The following is a 16,994-nucleotide window of genomic DNA, read 5'->3' on the forward strand; positions in this document are numbered from 1 at the left end:
AAGTTTGCGACACAACGCCCACGATCAGCTTCACGTTCAATTGAATGGTCGTTGGCGCACTTGCCTGTTAGCTGCGCCACAGATCAACAGCAGGAGAATCCATGCAGGTTTCGGCGATTATTGTTCTATTCGGTGCCGTCATTCTGGCAAGTCTCTGGGCATCGCCTCGGCGTGCTTCGGTTTCGGGCTTCTTTGGTGGGACAACCAACGAAGGAGCCGCGCCAGGCCTTTGGACGTTGGTGCTGAGCCAAGTCACAACTTGGATTTTTGCTCGCTCCCTCATGAATTCTGCCATTCTGGGCTATTTCTACGGCATCGCAGGGGTTTTGGCCTATGCCGCGTATTACGGCTCCTTCCTGACTGGTGGTTTTGTAGTGCAACGGTTGCGCGCGCGGGGTGCAAGGTCGGTTCAGGATTGGCTCCGCGACAGTTTCGGAACCATGGGAACAGGGTGCTATAACCTCGTGATTGCTCTCAGACTCTTGTCTGAGGTCTTTGCCAACCTGATCGTGGTCGGTCTGATCTTTAGCGCACTAGCACCTGACAGCGCCAATATCGGCACGTATTCGATCCTTTTGGTCGGGCTATTGGCGCTGGCCTATTCGGCCTGGGGCGGGCTCAGCGCAGCGCTTCGGACGGATGTTCTGCAGATGGCGGTCTTTCTTGTGGTCTTCGCCTTGGCCTTTGTCGCGCTGGTTCTCAGCCCCAACTTTGATCTGGGCGCGGTTTTGACCGCCGAAGGCACTTCGGGCCCGCACAATGGCTGGGTTTTGCTGGTCGTGGCTTTTCTGCAGGTGTTCTCCTATCCCGTGCATGATCCGGTCATGATGGATCGTGGGTTTATTGCGGACAGCGATACAACCCGGAAGAGCTTCTTGCACGCGTTCTGGATTTCCTCGCTTTGCATCGTGGCATTTGGGTTCTTTGGCATTCAGGCGGCACTGGATGGGGCAGCATATGAGGGCGAGCTGATCAGCACCTGGGCGCAATCCCTGCCGGGCTGGGTTTTTATGGCGCTTTTGGTTTCACTCCTGGTGTCGGCGCTCTCGACGCTGGATTCCGCGCTGTCTTCGGCCGCGCGACTGGTGGTTGAAGAACTGTGCCTAGCCCCTCGCACCCTAACCGGTGGGCGCATTGCCATGGCCCTCTTCGCAGTCGTGGGCGCGGCGCTGACGCTCTGGGGTAACCAGACCCTGTTTGATGCCGTCGCGGTCTCGGGCACCGCCTCGATGTTTTTGACGCCGATCCTGCTGGCTGGGCTTATTGGCGGTCGACAGGTGGCCCTCTGGGCGTATCTTGTCAGCTTTGCCGCCGCCATGCTTGGCGCATTGGCTTACCTGTTCCGTGGGCAGGGTTTTGTGGCGCAGGTCCTCATTGATGGGCACAAATACGAGCAGCTTTTGCAGATTTGTATCTGTGTGTTGGTCGTGGGATGCATCGCTGTCTGGATTGGGTCGCAGCGCGCAGCGGGCAGGGTTGCGGGCGAATAGCTGACCAGCGCGACAGCTTGAACGGCCTATAAGAGACACTCGTCACGCAGCTCTGACGCCGCGGCCGCGCCCGCATTGCCGTCGTTCGCGGCAATCGCGCAATCTGGAAATGATCGTACTCGCAGATTGCAGACAAATCTGTGGTTCGCTGAAATCACCTCAACGGTCCCGACCAATGGCTTTCTTGCTTAATCTAGCGAATTGCCCAATTTCATTTGGAATGTCAGTTCCAAGCGCAGAGCTTCAGCACAATTTCTATCATTCTGACTACCTTGTAGAATGGTTGCAGCTAAGGCTTCCAATGAAGACAAACAGTCCTCCGCTTCTCACCGGCCTCTTCAATTGGTGTTGTTTTAATTGACACATTGCCCTGCATGCGATCCGCTGAACCAGGTCATCCATTTTAACGCAAGGATTTGATGTCATGCCAGAATCGCTCAACCTGCATAAATTTGAAAACCTAAGTCCTTTCCAAATCAAAGACGAACTTATCAAGTTGGCGCAAAAAGAGGCGCGACAGATGGCTCTGCCATACCTAAATGCCGGTCGAGGGAACCCCAACTGGATCGCTACCAAAGCGCGGGAAGCATTTTTCCTTTTGGGACAGTTCGCCTTGACAGAAGCTCAGCGCCATCGGAATGAGCCGGAGGTTGGTCTGGCTGGGATGCCGCAAGGGCCAGGATGTTATGACAGGCTAAAGACGTATTGCGCCAAATCGGTTGAAGGAAACGGCCCTCCTGGTGCGGATACTTTGGTGGCCACAGTTGATTTTGCGATTGAGAAATTTGGATTTACGCCTGACGATTTTGTGCTCGAGTTGACCGACGGTATTGTCGGCGACCATTACCCGATGCCCGACCGTTGCATGGAACACAACGAAATTATTGTCCACGAATACATTATGTGGGCGATGTGCGCGGGGCACCGACCGGATGCGAAGTTCGATATCTACGCGGTTGAGGGCGGAACCGCAGCGATGTGTTACATCTTCAAAGCGCTCAAGAACCAGCGATTGCTGAATGCCGGTGACACCATTGCGTTGGGTACACCGATTTTCACGCCCTATCTGGAAATGCCCGTCCTTGAAGACTATGGGCTAAATACAGTGGATGTCTCTTCGAAAGAAGAGGACCACTTTCAACTGAACGACGAAGACTTCGAAATTCTGTCCGACCCGAAGGTCAAAGCACTCTTTCTGGTCAACCCGGGCAATCCGTCTTCCGTCGCTATCAGCCCAGAGGTCTCGGCGCGGCTCGTCGAGTTCGTAAAGACCCGCCGCCCGGACCTGATCATTTTGACTGACGATGTTTACGGGACCTTCGTTCCAAACTTTCAGTCGATCTTGGGGCATCTGCCCGAGAACACCATCGGGGTTTATTCCTACTCCAAGTATTTTGGGTGCACCGGGTGGCGTCTGGGCGCGATTTTGGTGGCCGAGAACAACATCTTCGACAAGATGATTGCGGATGCTCCGGATGAAACCAAGGCCATCGTCAACGCACGCTACGAAACGTTGACGCCTGATCCATCCTCGTTCAAGTTCATCGACCGGATCGTCGCCGACAGCCGCGATGTTGCGCTGAACCACACTGCAGGTCTATCGCTGCCGCAACAGGTGATGATGACCTTGTTTTCACTCGTCGAGCTTATGGACGAAGAGAAGGCCTATCAGAAATTCTGCTGGGGTATTCTGAAACATCGCTTTGACGAGCTGGTCGAAGGGATGGGCATTGAAGTTCCCGATAACCCGCTGTTCGACAAATACTACGGTATTATCGACTTCGAATTCTGGCTTCGCAAATACGTCGGTGAAGAGGTCGTCGAGTGGATCAAGGAGAATGTGCACCCGTTGGATATATCCTTCAAACTGGCTCAGGACCACGGGATCGTGTTGCTGAATGGATCGGGCTTTGACGCGCCTAACTGGTCGGCGCGGGTATCGTTTGCCAATTTGGATGATAGTGCCTACCGCCAGATCGGAAGAGCGGTGCGCGCAGTGGCCACTGGCTACGTGCAGGCCTACCGTGCCTCGAAAGGACTGCCTTTGCATGGTTGAGGTCTAGCTGCAGCGCAGAGCAACGGTTCAGCATGATGATTGGTAATCATGCTGATCTCACCCTTCCAAGCCAGGACTCTGATTGTTGTGCGGTCTGACTTACGGAACAAAAGCCACAACCAAAGGCCCCCAGAGTGTCAGGAAGATATTGGCCACGGCATAGGTCATGGTGAAGGCTGGCGTTGGTGTCGAGTTCCCGGCTTTTTCCAAGAGTGTCGCAAAACCGGGATTACCCGAGCGTGATCCGGTCACAACCGCACAGGCCTCAACCGGGTTCTTGATACGCAAGGCAAAATAGTTGATCGGGAACTGCACGATCATGGGCGTCAATGTAACCACAACGCCTAAAAGCAGAAGCGTGATCCCATATTCCTGAATCGCCTCCAGTGCGGGTTTGCCTGCATTTAGGCCAACCACACCAACAAACACGGCCAAACCGAAACTCTGAAGGAAATTCGCGGCTCCACGGTTAATACCGCCGATCTTGGGTTGCCGGATGCGCAAATAGCCGATGATCAATCCTGTAACCAGGCAACCGAGGCCGGACCCCAAAGCCACCTTCGTTCCTGCAATGACAAAACTGATCTCTCCGATCAGATAGCCGATGGCCACCCCGATCCCCAAGGCAATGAAGTTGGTGACCGAGGCCGAAGGCGGCACATAGCCTGCAACTTTGGCAACTCGGTTCAGGTCGTCCTTGTGACCGACAATACTGATCTCGTCACCTGCGTGAATCTCGGTGTTGTGCAGGACGGGGACATCATGGCCCATGCGGGTGATCTTTGAGATATGAACACCGCGCCTTTGATCTGCCGTCAGAGCCTCGCGCAGCTCCACCAAGGTTTTGCCGGTCAGTTTACGGTTGGTGACCACGACGTTGCGACGCTCCTCAACAACGGTCAATTCAGGAGGATACTCTCCGATTTCACCACTGGCGCTCCCCTCGAACTGGGTCAAAGTCGTGACGAGGCCGGAGACGACCACAACGTCTCCGGCGTTGATTATCGTTTCAGGAGTCGGATCCACAGGAGCGCCATCGTGGAGCAACCGTTCGACGATCAGATCACCATCATAGCCATTTTCGATGTCCTTGACGGATTTTCCGGCAATGCTTGCATCGGCATCTACCTGATAGGCGCGGGCGTCGAACCGATTCATGGGAAGGAACTCACCTTCCTCTAGTTTGGGACCACCGCCGCCGAGTTTCTGAGCCAGCTTAATCGCTTCTTGCCGCAGATCGACACGCATGATGATGGGAATGATGCTAACTGCCAATATCGGGCCGATTGAGCCGAAGATGTAAGTAACCGAGTATCCTACAGCGATGTTGGTTTTCAGCTTTTCCGCCTCATCAGCGGCGAGCCCAAGCAGATCGATGGCGTTTCCAGCGGTGCCAATGATTGCAGATTGTGTCAGACCGCCAGCGGCCAGTCCTGCGGCCAGCCCTTTGTCCAAGCCCGCCAACCGAGCAACAACGATAACAAAAAACAACCCCCAGACGGTCATCATAAACGCGGCCAATAGCTTGGTCAGCGCAGTTCGGTTCAAGGCCGCAAAAAATTGAGGCCCCCCATTGTAACCGACCATAAATATGAAGAGGGAAAAGAATACATTCTGAACATCGGTACTAAGATTGATGCCGCCGATCTGGCCTATAAAGACCGCCACCAACAACGTGCCAGCAATGCCTCCTAATTCGAACTTGCCGACTCGAAACTTTCCAACGCCATATCCCAGGCCCAGACAAAGAAACAGAGCCATGATCGGGAAGGCGCGAAGTTGTTCTGTAATCAATTCCATTTTGAAATCTCCAGAGTCCAAACGCTGGTCCTTTCCCCTAAAGATACAGAGCCTTACTGTATTGAAAACAAAAATTTAAACACCCGAGGTCGTGCGGTCGTTTCGAAACTACTTGGAACAAACTCTTTTTAAGGGCAGGTGAACGTGGAACCCAATAGCCGTTTTGGGAATGCAGGTCACACCATACACTCTTCGTCTTTTAGGGTCAGGTCTCATAGCCAGTATATGGCGAGCGCTGCGAGTGCGACGGCGGACAAGAAGAATTTGGGGCACCTGTCGTAGCGGGTTGCCAGACGCCGCCAATCCTTCAACATTCCGAACATGATCTCGATCCGGTTGCGCCGTTTGTATCGACGCCTGTCGTACTTTACCGGTTTCTTCCGCTGCTTCCGGCCAGGGATACAAGCTCGCTCCCTTTGTCTTTCAACGCTTCCCGAAGACGCGCCATCTGCGCATCTGTGAGCCAGAAAAGATCAGACACGGTCACGGCTCGTTTTTCGAACCGTGACTCATGCACCAACGCGGAAATCAATGGGTCCTGACCCTAAGGCGCACCAGGTAGAACGGTCTCTCTGCGATGAAATGGGAACGTGCTGCAGACGCGTCTCAGAAAATGTCGATTGTTAGACCAGAGCAACCAAGCTGCCAAATAAAACGTCGCGAACCGGCACGCGCATGACGTTTTTTTAGGCGGATGGTAGAGCGAACGCTCTACACTATGTTTATGATTGGAACCAAACAAAAGATAGCTCGTGCCCTTCACCAACAATTCTCGGAGTTGGGTTTCGCGGGCCTAGGGGTCGAGGCATTGCGTGCAGGTGCAGATGTTTCGATCCGCACGCTCTATAAGCATTTCCCGAGCCGTGAAGAGATGATTGTTGGCGCGTTGGAGCATCGGGACGCTGCATATTTCGAGTGGCTTTCGGGTGGTCCGAAACAGGGCATTGACCATGTATTGTACCCGCTTGTGCGACTGGGTGACTGGTTGAGTGATGTATCAAACACTGGGTGTCTATTTTTGAATGCACTGGCGGAGCACCCCAACAGCGCGCCAATCTCCGATCTGGTTAAGGCGCACAAGCTCAAATTGGCGAATGAGTTTGAGCTCCGCTTAGAACGTATTGCTCCAGACCAGAACACGCGCCACGCAGCCGAAACCTTGTTTCTTTTGCACGAAGGTTTGACTGACGTGGCCCGCTTAAGGGGTCCTGCGGCGGCCACCCAATCTGCGCTTCTTGCAGCCCGCAAAGTGCTGGAAACGGAAGACATTACATGAGTCACGGTCCTAAAATCGAAGAGATCCATATCTATCAGCACAATCTGCCGGTAAAGAATGGACCCTATACGATGGCCAATGCCGAAGTTTGGGCGCTGGACACAACACTGGTGAAGATTGTAGCGACCGATGGGACAGAAGAGTGGGGAGAGACCTGCCCGGTAGGCCCCACCTATGCCGAAGCGCATGCGCTTGGCGCACGCGCGGCTTTGATACATATGGCACAAGATTTGATCGGTAAGCCGCTCTGGCCATTGGTGTTGCAACGAAAGATGCACAGCCTGCTCAATGGCCACAACTATGCAAAAGCGGCGATAGACATCGCAGCGCACGACCTGTTGGGCAAGTTGCTTGAGATAAGAGTGGCAGACTTCCTCGGGGGTGCTGTGACGGAACGCGTACCCTCTTACTATGCGACAGGTGTGGGTGCTCCGGATGAGATCGCCCGGCTCGCTGCTGATAAGCGCGATGAGGGCTATCCGCGCCTTCAGGTGAAGGTTGGCGGGCGTCCGGTCGAGCTGGATATCGAAACGATCCGGAAAGTATGGGAGCAGATCAAGAACTCAGGAATGCGTCTTGCGGTTGACGGCAATCGAGGTTGGACAACGCGCGATGCACTGCGCGTGAGCCGCGAATGCCCCGACATTCCGTTCATTATGGAACAGCCCTGCAACACGGTCGAAGACTTGCAAAAGATCCGCCCGCAAGTCACCCACGCCATCTACGTGGATGAAAGCAGCGTTGACTTGAATACCGTGATCAGCGCAGCGGGGGCCGGCCTAGTAGACGGGTTTGGAATGAAGGTCACGCGCATCGGAGGACTGACCAACATGCGCAGCTTCCGAGATATCTGCGAAGCCCGCAACCTGCCGCATACCTGCGACGATGCCTGGGGCGGCGACATTATCGCGGCGGCTTGTGTCCATGTTGCAGCAACCGTGCGCCCCGACCTTTGCGAAGGAGCATGGGTGGCCGCACCTTACATCGACGGGCACTATGACCCCGAAAACGGTATTCGCATCGAAAGCGGGTTTATCGCGCTACCCGAAGGTCCGGGTCTCGGCGTTACCCCAAATCCCGAGATATTTGGTGATCCTGTTGCCAGCTTCCAAGCGTGAGGATGGATATGAGATTTGAAGGCAAAAAAGCACTGGTCACAGGCGCAGCTGGTGGGATCGGGGCGTCAATCGTTTCCAACTTGCGGGCCGAAGGGGCGTTGGTGGCCGCGGCGGATCGAAATGTTGATGGCATTGATGCTGACGCTCACCTGCCGGGTGATCTGTCGCAGGCTGACTATGCAGATACCCTCCCTCAGGCTGCCAATCTTGCGCTCGGCGGCCTGGACATCGTAATCAACAACGCAGGCGTTATTACACGCGGTGCCGTAACAGAGACGACAGACGCAGATTGGGATCTCTCGATCACGGTTAACGTCGAAGCCCCCTTTCGCATTTGTCGGGCAGCAATCCCGATAATGGCCAGTGATGGCGGTGGGGCGATCGTAAACACAGCTTCGTGTTGGGGTGGAAAAGCTCCAGGCCCGAACCACGCGCTATATTGTATGACCAAGGCGGCAATCGCATCTTTGACCCAATGCATGGGAATGGACCACGCACATCAGGGCATTCGGATCAACGCGGTGTGCCCAAATGAAGTGAACACGCCCATGTTGCGTAGCGGCTTTGAAAAGCGCGGTTATGACCCCGACACTGCCGTGGTTGAACTAGGGGCCACTGTCCCCATCGGCCGGATAGCTGAACCCCAGGACATTGCGGATGTCGTTTTGTTTTTGGCTTCCGACGCAGCGCGTTACATGTGCGGCGCACTTGTTGAGGTGAATGGTGGAAAGCCAGTCTCATGAGGCGATTTGAAGGGAAAGTCGCACTGGTCACCGGTGGTCGATCTGGCATCGGCCTCGCCATTGCAGAACGACTGCGGCAGGAGGGTGCGCGTGTATTCACGGCGCAACGTCAAACCGATGAGGTCTTTGAAGGCATTGTCGCGGACCTGTGCGATCCGCAGCTGCCCGCCGAGGTCGTCAAGACAGTGGTTGGGCGTGCCGGTCAACTGGACGTGCTCGTTAACAATGCCGGTATGATGCAGGAGGCCAAAATCGAAGACACGAGCATTGAGGATTGGCAACGTAGCCTGGCATTGAATCTAACGGCTCCGTTCTTGATGATCCGGGCCGCGCTCCCCCATTTGCGCAAAACACGCGGGAGCATTGTCAACACTGGGTCGATTGAAGGTTTGGGATCCAATCCTCGTCACACGGCCTATTGTGCCGCAAAAGCGGGCCTGCACGGCCTGACTAGGTCTGTCGCTGTGGATCACGGAGAGGAAGGAGTCCGATGCAACGCTGTAGCACCCGGATGGATCGACACGGAACTCAACGAAGACTTCGTGAATTCGATGCCAGAGCCTGATGCGTTCCGACGTAAGATCGGCGGAATTCATCCGGTTAACCGAACCGGGCGACCCGACGAAGTGGCCGCACTGGTCGCATTTCTGGCGTCAAGTGAAGCCAGTTTTGTAACAGGGCAGGTCTACACGATCGACGGTGGTAGAATGAGTAAACTCAGCCTGCCTTAAGGCTTGCTGATCCGACTATTGCCTAAACAAATTTTCGCATTTCAAACACTCTTTCAACCGCACTTTAAGCAGCGGACCTTTATGCGAACCGCAGTATCTAGCACTTTGGGTTCATTGCCAGCCCCGGATGCCGCGTAGCATCCACGCCTTCGGCAAAATTGCTAGAAATTCCTCACGTCCCAAACGTGTCATTGGTCGAGATTTCCAATCGCTGCGGTGCTGCTCACCCGACTGGCCCTTCGCAGCGCGAGCAAAGTGCTGACTCTCACGGACTCACAAATCGTGGGACGAAGCGGGCGATCGCCAATCAAACGTCCGCTTTGTAGTGCGCGAGGAACATAGCAACGCAATCGTCCAAAACATTCTTTGATGTCGGGTTCTGACCGAGGAAGAACTCTGGCCAGAAGAAGAAGTTTTTCACCAGCCCCAAAAGCTGGTTGGTTGCGAAGGCCGGATCAGCTTTTCGGATGACGCCTGCGTCCATAGCTCCACTGATCAAGCCTGTCATTGGGTAGTCATGGGACTCGGTCTCAGTGAAAAACCGCCGGGAACGATCAAGGTCACGGATCAGCTCAGATAGAACCATTCGATTAAGTCCAATAGCTGTTTCTTCTGTGATCACCTCGACGTAGCGCCACAAAGCATCCTTCAGTTGCTGGGCAAAGTCGCGAGCAGGGTCATAGGATACCGGCTCCATGCGCCGGTTCTGTTCCAACATGATCTCTGAGATTGCATCGAACAGCGCTTCTTTGCTTTCGAAGTGATTGTAGAGCGTGCGACTCGATACGTTCGCTTTTTTGGCGATTGAAGTTGTTTTCGCCCCCAGAAACCCCTGCTCTTTGAACTCATCGATGGCCGCATCGATAATATCTTTTCGTTTTTTTTCAGTACGTTTCACGATTTCAACCTCAAAAAGTAAAAAGATGTGTTTACAAACATCATCTATTCACCATAAGTAAACACAACGATTTACTTTAGCAAGGCGCAATGATGCCTGATCCCGAAAGGAACAAGACCATGACAACCCAAAATTTCACTGCGGGCAAAACCGAAGTCACCTTCAAATCCTTTGGCGTGGATTTGGCGGGCGATCTGTACCTGCCCGAAGGCTCTGAAGAGACAAAGACCTATAAGGCTATCGTGGGTGCCAGTCCGTTCCCGCAGGTCAAGGACCAAATCCCGGCAACTTACGGACCGGAAATGGCCGCGCGCGGGTTCATTTACCTTGGTTTCGACTACCTCGGCATGGGCGTCTCCCCAGCGCTGCCGGGGGAGTACAAGCAGTCGCGTTATATGTTCCGTCTGATCGAAAACACTTGGGACGCCGTGTCTTTTCTCGGCACGCTGCCGTTTGTTGACGAGATTTACGGTCTGGGCGTTTGTCAAGGCGGGTCCATCATCGCATCGGCAGCTGTGACGGACCATCGCATCAAGAAAATTGCAATGGTGTCGGGCATGATGGCGGCAGACGATCTTCAATGGACCGACCGCAACATGGTCAATCAGCAAATCGCGGCCTCGAACGCCTCGATGCAGAAGATGTATGAAACCGGCGAGCCCGATTATGTCGCACCATTTGGGCTGAATGATGAGCAAACCCGCGAAGACTTTGTCGGATCAGGCGTCAATCCGATGGCCGGAGAATCCTATGACTACTACGGGCGTGATGGTGTCAAAGGCCCGGTCGCGGTTCCGACCTACACCAACATGCATATCGGAGACCAGGGCATGCAGTCGCTGATCTCCATCGGCGAAGCCTATGCCGACAAAATCGTGCAGCCGTCACTGACCATCTACAGCAAAACGGCTTTCACCGCGCCTTGTTCAACCCAGTTTGTTAAGAAGCTGACAAATGAACACGAGGAACTGGCCTTTGATGAATTCAGCCACGTGGACTTCTACTACAAACCTGAAGCTGTAAAGGCGTCGACTGACGCGGTCGCTGAGTTCTTCGGCAGATAAACTGTAAAGGCAGAGGCCCTTTCGCGACCGCTGCATTTTCGATTGATGAGTTGCGGGATCGCGTGAACGGTCCCGCAGAAATCTCATCGTCATCCCGTGCGATTGCAAAAAACCTCGATCATCGTTTCGGGATTTTCCGCGAAGAAGTTGCAACCATTGAAGTGACGCGTGTTGCTGTTTTCAATCCCGCGTATCCTCAAGTTATAAAATAGAATATTTTTGTTTTCACGTCGACCGATGGCGTCAAGCGACAGCTTTGAAATGATATCTATGGACGCAGTTTTCGCGCAAACAAAGCCGTTCGCTTGGTCTTCGCCGTAGCTCGACCAGCTTGGGATTAATCATTTGCCCGGTTCCAGCCCGCACCATGTTCACAAGGAATGTGAAAGTAGCGTCCATTGACACATCAGGCTCCGTCCGCTTCGTGCGATCACCAGGACCGATTTAGTAGGTCGAATGTTGCGGCGATCATCGGGTTATCTTTGCGCCGTTTTAGCGTCACAAAGCACAGGCACGCAGGAACTGAAACAGAATTACAGACGGCAAGTCCAAAGGATTGTTTTTGATGAAGCGCGATGGAATCGCGGCAGAGGCTCAGGCCAATCCCGGATCTCACCATTTCAAGCATCGAAGCTTCTTGATCCACCAATGCGACCACGTTCGGGCGGCTGGCCTGATCTTCGAAAATCTTGGCCAGCAAGCGATGGTGGACAGAGGCTTCGGGAGTGCCAATCCAAGGCAAGGCTGCAAGCGAAGGCCAGTCGGACTCTTCCACCTGCTTCTGCCAGCCAGCTGGCCCGATCACGCGATACACAAAATCGGCCAGCTTTATGGCGTGCACAGGATCACCGCCGTCCGACCCAATACTGGAAAGGTCGTCGGGTCCACACAGGTAGAACCCGGCATCGACGCGACCCCGTCTGAGCCATGTCAGGATGTCCCCGCTGACCCCGTGTACCAACTCGGTTTCGACATCAGGATGCTCTGATCGCAGATGCGCCAACAGACGGCCCAAGCGTATGAACTCCGGATCGACGATCGTGCCGATCGTCAGTTTTCCACTCAAACGACCAATACGCTGGCGGGCACTGCGTTGGAAATCACTGACTGCATCGAGGACTTGTTGCGCCTTTGCCAAAACCGCAGCGCCGTCATGGGTGATCTGCAACCCAGTTGCGGTTCGGTTGAACAGCGTCAGTCCAGTCTCTTCGCTAAGTCGCTTGATCTGATGGCTGATGGCCGGCTGGGTAAGGTTCAACACTTCGGCTGCGCGGGAAACGCTGCCTTCACGGGCCACCGTTACAAAGGCCAGAATGGTGTTAATATTCGAAAACCGGTCCATATAAAATTTACTAATATGGCATTGTGCGAATTGTCATTAGATTTTTGTGTGCCTCTCGCGCAGAGATCAGTGAAGCCAATGATGCGGGGCCAGGTGAACAGCCTCCCGAACTTCGGAGGTAAATGAAAGGGTCGCGTACAAGAAAATCGGAATCCATTTCCTTTCCGGTGCGCATAAGGCGAAGCAACGACTGAATAGGTGGACGACACGGATGTCTGACGGCGCAAACAGGTTCGACTATATCGTGATTGGTGGCGGATCGGCCGGGTGCCTGATGGCCAACAGGCTGAGCGCCGACACCAAGAACCGAGTTTTGCTGCTTGAGGCGGGTAAGGCCGATACCTATCCTTGGATACACATCCCTGTTGGCTATCTCTACTGCATCGGCAACCCGCGCGCGGACTGGATGTACAAAACCGAACCAGCCAAGGGGCTGAACGGTCGCAGCCTGCTGTATCCGCGCGGAAAGACGCTGGGTGGATGCTCTTCGATCAACGGGATGATCTATATGCGGGGTCAGGCCCGCGACTATGACAATTGGGCCAAGCTCACCGGTGAAGAGGCCTGGAGTTGGGACAACTCGCTGGCCGACTTTAAGGCTCATGAGAACCACTACAAGCTAGACGATGGCGCCGACCCGAGCACTGGTGACAACAGCCGGTTTTCCGATCTGCACGGGCATGGTGGCGAATGGCGGGTCGAAAAACAGCGGCTGCGCTGGGATGTTCTGGACAGTTTTGCCGATGCCGCCGTTGAGAACGGCATTTCCAAGACGGATGATTTCAACACGGGCGACAATGCCGGGGTGGGCTATTTCGACGTCAACCAGCGCTCGGGCTGGCGCTGGAACACGTCCAAGGCGTTTCTGCGCCCGGCCAAGTCACGCCCAAATCTGACGATCTGGACCGAGGCGCAGGTCGAGAAACTGACCTTTGAGAAAGGCAAAGACACCGCGTTGCGTTGCACCGGCGCGGTTGTCCACCACAAAGGGCAGCCCGTTACGGTCCAAGCCTCAAAGGAGTTGGTTCTGTCGGCGGGTGCCGTGAACTCTCCGCAAATCCTGCAACTGTCCGGAATAGGCCCAGCGGCGCTTCTCAAAGAGCACGGGATAGACGTAGCAATGGATGCGCCCTTCGTTGGTGAGAACCTGCAGGACCACCTGCAAATACGAGCGGTATACAAGGTAAAGGGCACTCGGACGCTGAACACCTTGGCCAATTCTCTGGTAGGCAAAGCCAAGATCGGTTTGGAATATGTGCTGAAGCGGTCTGGCCCGATGAGCATGTCGCCCAGCCAACTGGGGGCTTTCACTCGATCCGATCCTCAGCGCCCTCATGCCAACCTCGAATATCATGTCCAGCCGCTGAGCCTTGAAGCCTTTGGCGAAGACCTACATGACTTCCCGGCCATTACCGTCAGTGTATGTAACCTGAATCCGACCAGTCGCGGGCATGTCCGTATTGCGTCTTCGGATTTCCGTCAGCCACCTCAGATTTCGCCCAACTATCTTGACACAGACGAAGACCGCATAGTTGCCGCCCAAAGCCTGCGGCAGGTGCGCGAAATCATGGCGCAGCCCGCGATGGAAGCTTACGAGCCGGAAGAATTCAAACCGGGTATCCAATATCAAACTGACGAGGAACTTGCCCGGTTGGCAGGCGACATCGCCAGCACGATCTTTCACCCTGTCGGCACGATCAAAATGGGGCGCGAGGACGATGAAACCGCCGTTCTTGACCCGCATCTACGCATGAAGGGGGTGGCTGGTCTGCGTGTGGTTGATGCCTCGGTCATGCCAGAGATTACCAGCGGTAACACCAATTCGCCCACTATCATGATCGCAGAAAAAGCCGCGGGCTGGATGCTGGCGGGTCAATAAGACCTGTCAGCATCCGGACGTAAAAGTTTCCCGGAGGATCCATGCGCAATTCGTTTTCCAATCTTCCGCTGGCCGGTGTGAAGGTCGTCGATTTCGGCCAGTATATCGCGGGCCCTGCCGTCGCAATGTTGCTGGGCGATTTGGGGGCAACCGTGGTGCATATTGATCCGCCCAGCGGTCCGATGTGGGACAGCCCGGCAAATGCTGCACTGAACCGGAACAAGGTGATCGTTAATTTGGACCTCAAGACGCCAGAGGGGTTGGAGAGAGCCAAAACGCTCTGCGCCGAGGCCGATATTATCGTCGAGAACTTCCGCCCGGGTAAGTTGGCCGCGCTTGGAATGGATTTTGCCGCGATGCGCGAAGAAAGGCCCGAATTGATCACGATCTCGATCCCCGGTTTTGCATCAAATGACGAAGAACGGCGCGAACTTCGGGCCTACGAAAGCATCGTCGCGGCAAGTTCGGGCGTATTTACCGACATGGGGCTAAACCGAGTGCTAATGGGGCTGAACCCGTCATTTTCTCCCCTGCCACTTGCCTCGGCTTATGCCTCGCAGATCGCCGCGTCGGCTACGGTATTGGCTTTGCAATCACGGCAGGTAACAGGTCTTGGCGACCAGATCGAAGTTCCGCTGGCAGCCGCCGTGATGGAGGGGCTCTGTTACAACTCGATCAAGGTAGAAAACATGCCCGAGCGCTATCTGACCCAGCGCGAGGTCGAGATTGAACGTCGGCGTATCGAAGGTCTGCCGATGAACGTTGCATATGAAGAACTGCAGGAATTGTTGGACCCGTTCTTCCGCAGTTACATGTGTAAGGACGGGCGCATGTTCTACGTCGTTTGCCCCAGCCACAAGAACCACGCCCGTCGCTGTCTGGAAGTACTCGGCATTTATGACGAGTTGGTTGCTGACGGGCTGACTTCGGAAGAAGACACATACAAACCTTGGTCGGAATGGTCGCACGACACCTCACTCGGGGTCTATCCGATGCCCAAATTCTGGGCCGATAAAATCGCGGCGCGTATGAAAGAGGTCTTTATGACCCGCACATCGCACGAATGGAAAAAAATGTTCGGCCGGGGCCTGATCCCCGGAGCGCCGCAGCGCTGGCTACAGGAATGGATTCATGACGAATACGCCGAGACTTCGGGTCTGATGATCGACGTTCACGACCCGATTTATGGTGATATGACGCAACCCGGCCCAGTGGTCTGGATGGAAGAGAGCGGCGAAGAGGCATTGCAGCCGGAACCCCGTCGATGGGTCGATTTCGACGAAGCGCTGAAAATATTGAAGAAACACCGCACCGAGATCCCAGACCCTTCTGAAGAAACCGCGAAAGTAGGGTGGTTAACCGGCGTACGGGTTCTGGACCTATGCAATGTGATCGCGGGCCCACATTCGGCCAGTTATCTGGCGCGGTTCGGGGCCGAGGTGATCAAGCTCGACCCCTCCGTGCCGATGTATGACAGTTGGAACACCGTCATCTATGGCATGTCCCAGATGCGCGGCAAGCGCTCCATTCTAGCAGATATCACCTCTCATCACGGACGCCGGGTTTTCGAGGATCTTGTTAAATCCGTCGACGTTATCGTTTGGAACGCACCGGACAATCAGATCAAGAAAATGGGTCTTGATGCTGACAACCTGCGCAAACTCAACCCGGATGCGTTGTTCTGCAAACTCGATTGTTTCAGCGGCGTGCGCCGGGGCACGCGTACTGACTACATCGGCTACGATGACTTGGTTCAGGCGACAACCGGTATCATGCTGCGCTTTGGTGGTGCTATGGACCGACCAGAGGAACACGCCCATGTGGGCACGATCGACGTTATGTGCGGATTTGGTGGCGCACTTGGAGTGGCCGCAGCACTCTATCAGAAATACCGCTTCGGTCGGATTGGGCGCGGTCGCACCTCGCTCAATGCTAATAGCGGTCTTCTGCAAATCCCCTTTGCTTTTGATTACAAGGGGCGAGGGCTTTTCGACGAACCGTCGGGCCCCGAGGCAAATGGCTATGATGCTCTGACACGGTTCTATAGTACCGCGTCGGGGCGCTATGTGCTGCTCAGTGCCTACGAAGCCGATCTGCCGCGGTTCCGAAAAGTCGAGGGCCTAGAGGAACTGCCTGATCTGCCAGAAGAAGACCGTGCCGCCTATCTTGCGACTGCATTCCAAACCCTTCCTGCGTCGGATTGGGTGGAAAAACTGCAATCGGCTGATATCGGCGTGGCAATCTGCGAAAATCTCGACGCTTTGCGCGCGAGGAATTCACGCGAGGCGGATGGTACACCGGGCACTGAAAATGGCAGCTACTCTTTCTCGATTTACCCCGACCACCCCAGCGGTCATGAGGTAACACAACTTGACCCCTACGCAGTGCGCCCAACCCGTGCAAAGGTATTTGCAGTCGAGCCATCCGAGAAGTTTGGCACTTCAACCCGCATGATCCTCGGTGAACTCGGTTATGTGGAGGAGGCCATCGAAGTGATGATCAAATCTGGCGATGTTGCAGAGTCGTGGAGTGCGGAATATTTGCCGAGCTAAACGAATGGCAAGGTCGCTTGTGGCAGGGCACAGGGGCAAGCTTGC

12 protein-coding genes and 1 pseudogene are annotated in these 16,994 nt (G+C 54.9%); 9 read left to right on the forward strand and 4 right to left on the reverse strand.

All coding sequences use genetic code 11. The features are described 5' to 3' along the window. The first annotated feature begins 101 nt into the window (after window positions 1-101). Together ACR3E7_RS17040 and ACR3E7_RS17045 are read left to right on the forward strand one after the other, a co-directional pair. The gene (locus tag ACR3E7_RS17040) at window positions 102-1,490 is read left to right on the forward strand and encodes an SLC5/6 family protein (RefSeq protein WP_480504964.1); all 1,389 of its coding nucleotides are present in this window, start codon (window positions 102-104) and stop codon (window positions 1,488-1,490) included. Window positions 1,491-1,914: 424 nt separating this feature from the next. Next, the gene (locus ACR3E7_RS17045; protein WP_480504966.1) at window positions 1,915-3,546 is read left to right on the forward strand and encodes a bifunctional aspartate transaminase/aspartate 4-decarboxylase; all 1,632 of its coding nucleotides are present in this window, start codon (window positions 1,915-1,917) and stop codon (window positions 3,544-3,546) included. A gap of 99 nt (window positions 3,547-3,645) precedes the next feature. Here ACR3E7_RS17045 and aspT read toward each other — a convergent pair whose 3' ends face one another. Both aspT and ACR3E7_RS17055 read right to left on the reverse strand, forming a co-directional pair. Then, a complete protein-coding gene (gene aspT / locus ACR3E7_RS17050; RefSeq protein WP_480504968.1) occupies window positions 3,646-5,346 on the reverse strand; it encodes an aspartate-alanine antiporter in 1,701 nt (566 codons plus the stop codon). Between the two features lie 212 nt (window positions 5,347-5,558). After that, window positions 5,559-5,782: pseudogene (locus tag ACR3E7_RS17055) on the reverse strand (transposase); the annotation flags it as partial. A gap of 282 nt (window positions 5,783-6,064) precedes the next feature. Between ACR3E7_RS17055 and ACR3E7_RS17060 the strand changes: the two are divergent. Genes ACR3E7_RS17060 through ACR3E7_RS17075 form a run of 4 tightly spaced genes read left to right on the forward strand, consistent with a single transcriptional unit; the run spans window position 6,065 to window position 9,214 of the window. Continuing rightward, window positions 6,065-6,622 carry a TetR/AcrR family transcriptional regulator gene (locus tag ACR3E7_RS17060; RefSeq protein ID WP_480504970.1) on the forward strand — a complete coding sequence of 186 codons (558 nt, stop codon included), beginning with the start codon at window positions 6,065-6,067 and terminating at the stop codon, window positions 6,620-6,622. Then, window positions 6,619-7,740, forward strand: coding sequence for a mandelate racemase/muconate lactonizing enzyme family protein (locus ACR3E7_RS17065; RefSeq protein WP_480504972.1), 1,122 nt, complete (start codon window positions 6,619-6,621; stop codon window positions 7,738-7,740). Before ACR3E7_RS17060 ends, ACR3E7_RS17065 begins: the two co-directional genes overlap by 4 nt. 8 nt (window positions 7,741-7,748) lie before the next feature. Then, the gene (locus ACR3E7_RS17070) at window positions 7,749-8,483 is read left to right on the forward strand and encodes an SDR family NAD(P)-dependent oxidoreductase (RefSeq protein WP_170790580.1); all 735 of its coding nucleotides are present in this window, start codon (window positions 7,749-7,751) and stop codon (window positions 8,481-8,483) included. Beyond that, window positions 8,480-9,214: an SDR family NAD(P)-dependent oxidoreductase gene (locus ACR3E7_RS17075; RefSeq protein ID WP_480504974.1), complete on the forward strand. Its 735-nt coding sequence runs from the start codon at window positions 8,480-8,482 to the stop codon at window positions 9,212-9,214. Before ACR3E7_RS17070 ends, ACR3E7_RS17075 begins: the two co-directional genes overlap by 4 nt. 307 nt (window positions 9,215-9,521) lie before the next feature. Here ACR3E7_RS17075 and ACR3E7_RS17080 read toward each other — a convergent pair whose 3' ends face one another. Next, window positions 9,522-10,112, reverse strand: coding sequence for a TetR/AcrR family transcriptional regulator (locus ACR3E7_RS17080; protein ID WP_170773700.1), 591 nt, complete (start codon window positions 10,110-10,112; stop codon window positions 9,522-9,524). Window positions 10,113-10,231: 119 nt separating this feature from the next. Here ACR3E7_RS17080 and ACR3E7_RS17085 point away from each other — a divergent pair, with 119 nt between their 5' ends. Next, on the forward strand, window positions 10,232-11,176 hold the full coding sequence (locus tag ACR3E7_RS17085) for an alpha/beta hydrolase (protein ID WP_480504976.1): 945 nt from the start codon (window positions 10,232-10,234) through the stop codon (window positions 11,174-11,176). Window positions 11,177-11,606: 430 nt separating this feature from the next. Here the strand turns inward: ACR3E7_RS17085 and ACR3E7_RS17090 are convergent, their stop codons facing one another. Then, on the reverse strand, window positions 11,607-12,518 hold the full coding sequence (locus ACR3E7_RS17090) for a LysR family transcriptional regulator (protein ID WP_480504978.1): 912 nt from the start codon (window positions 12,516-12,518) through the stop codon (window positions 11,607-11,609). A gap of 211 nt (window positions 12,519-12,729) precedes the next feature. Between ACR3E7_RS17090 and ACR3E7_RS17095 the strand changes: the two genes are divergently transcribed. Both ACR3E7_RS17095 and ACR3E7_RS17100 read left to right on the forward strand, forming a co-directional pair. After that, window positions 12,730-14,397, forward strand: a complete 1,668-nt coding sequence (locus ACR3E7_RS17095; RefSeq protein ID WP_480504980.1) for a GMC family oxidoreductase — start codon at window positions 12,730-12,732, stop codon at window positions 14,395-14,397. Window positions 14,398-14,438: 41 nt separating this feature from the next. Then, a complete protein-coding gene (locus ACR3E7_RS17100; RefSeq protein WP_480504982.1) occupies window positions 14,439-16,949 on the forward strand; it encodes a CoA transferase in 2,511 nt (836 codons plus the stop codon). The last annotated feature ends 45 nt before the right edge of the window (window positions 16,950-16,994 follow it).

This window comes from Ruegeria sp. BK1 (genome assembly GCF_056535645.1).

Bases quoted from the DNA above. Each gene is read 5' to 3' on its own strand.
- ACR3E7_RS17040 (WP_480504964.1), top strand. From the start codon at position 102: ATGCAGGTTTCGGCGATTATTGTTCTATTCGGTGCCGTCATTCTGGCA.
- ACR3E7_RS17045 (WP_480504966.1), top strand. From the start codon at position 1,915: ATGCCAGAATCGCTCAACCTGCATAAATTTGAAAACCTAAGTCCTTTC.
- aspT (WP_480504968.1), bottom strand. From the start codon at position 5,346: ATGGAATTGATTACAGAACAACTTCGCGCCTTCCCGATCATGGCTCTG.
- ACR3E7_RS17060 (WP_480504970.1), top strand. From the start codon at position 6,065: ATGTTTATGATTGGAACCAAACAAAAGATAGCTCGTGCCCTTCACCAA.
- ACR3E7_RS17065 (WP_480504972.1), top strand. From the start codon at position 6,619: ATGAGTCACGGTCCTAAAATCGAAGAGATCCATATCTATCAGCACAAT.
- ACR3E7_RS17070 (WP_170790580.1), top strand. From the start codon at position 7,749: ATGAGATTTGAAGGCAAAAAAGCACTGGTCACAGGCGCAGCTGGTGGG.
- ACR3E7_RS17075 (WP_480504974.1), top strand. From the start codon at position 8,480: ATGAGGCGATTTGAAGGGAAAGTCGCACTGGTCACCGGTGGTCGATCT.
- ACR3E7_RS17085 (WP_480504976.1), top strand. From the start codon at position 10,232: ATGACAACCCAAAATTTCACTGCGGGCAAAACCGAAGTCACCTTCAAA.
- ACR3E7_RS17090 (WP_480504978.1), bottom strand. From the start codon at position 12,518: ATGGACCGGTTTTCGAATATTAACACCATTCTGGCCTTTGTAACGGTG.
- ACR3E7_RS17095 (WP_480504980.1), top strand. From the start codon at position 12,730: ATGTCTGACGGCGCAAACAGGTTCGACTATATCGTGATTGGTGGCGGA.
- ACR3E7_RS17100 (WP_480504982.1), top strand. From the start codon at position 14,439: ATGCGCAATTCGTTTTCCAATCTTCCGCTGGCCGGTGTGAAGGTCGTC.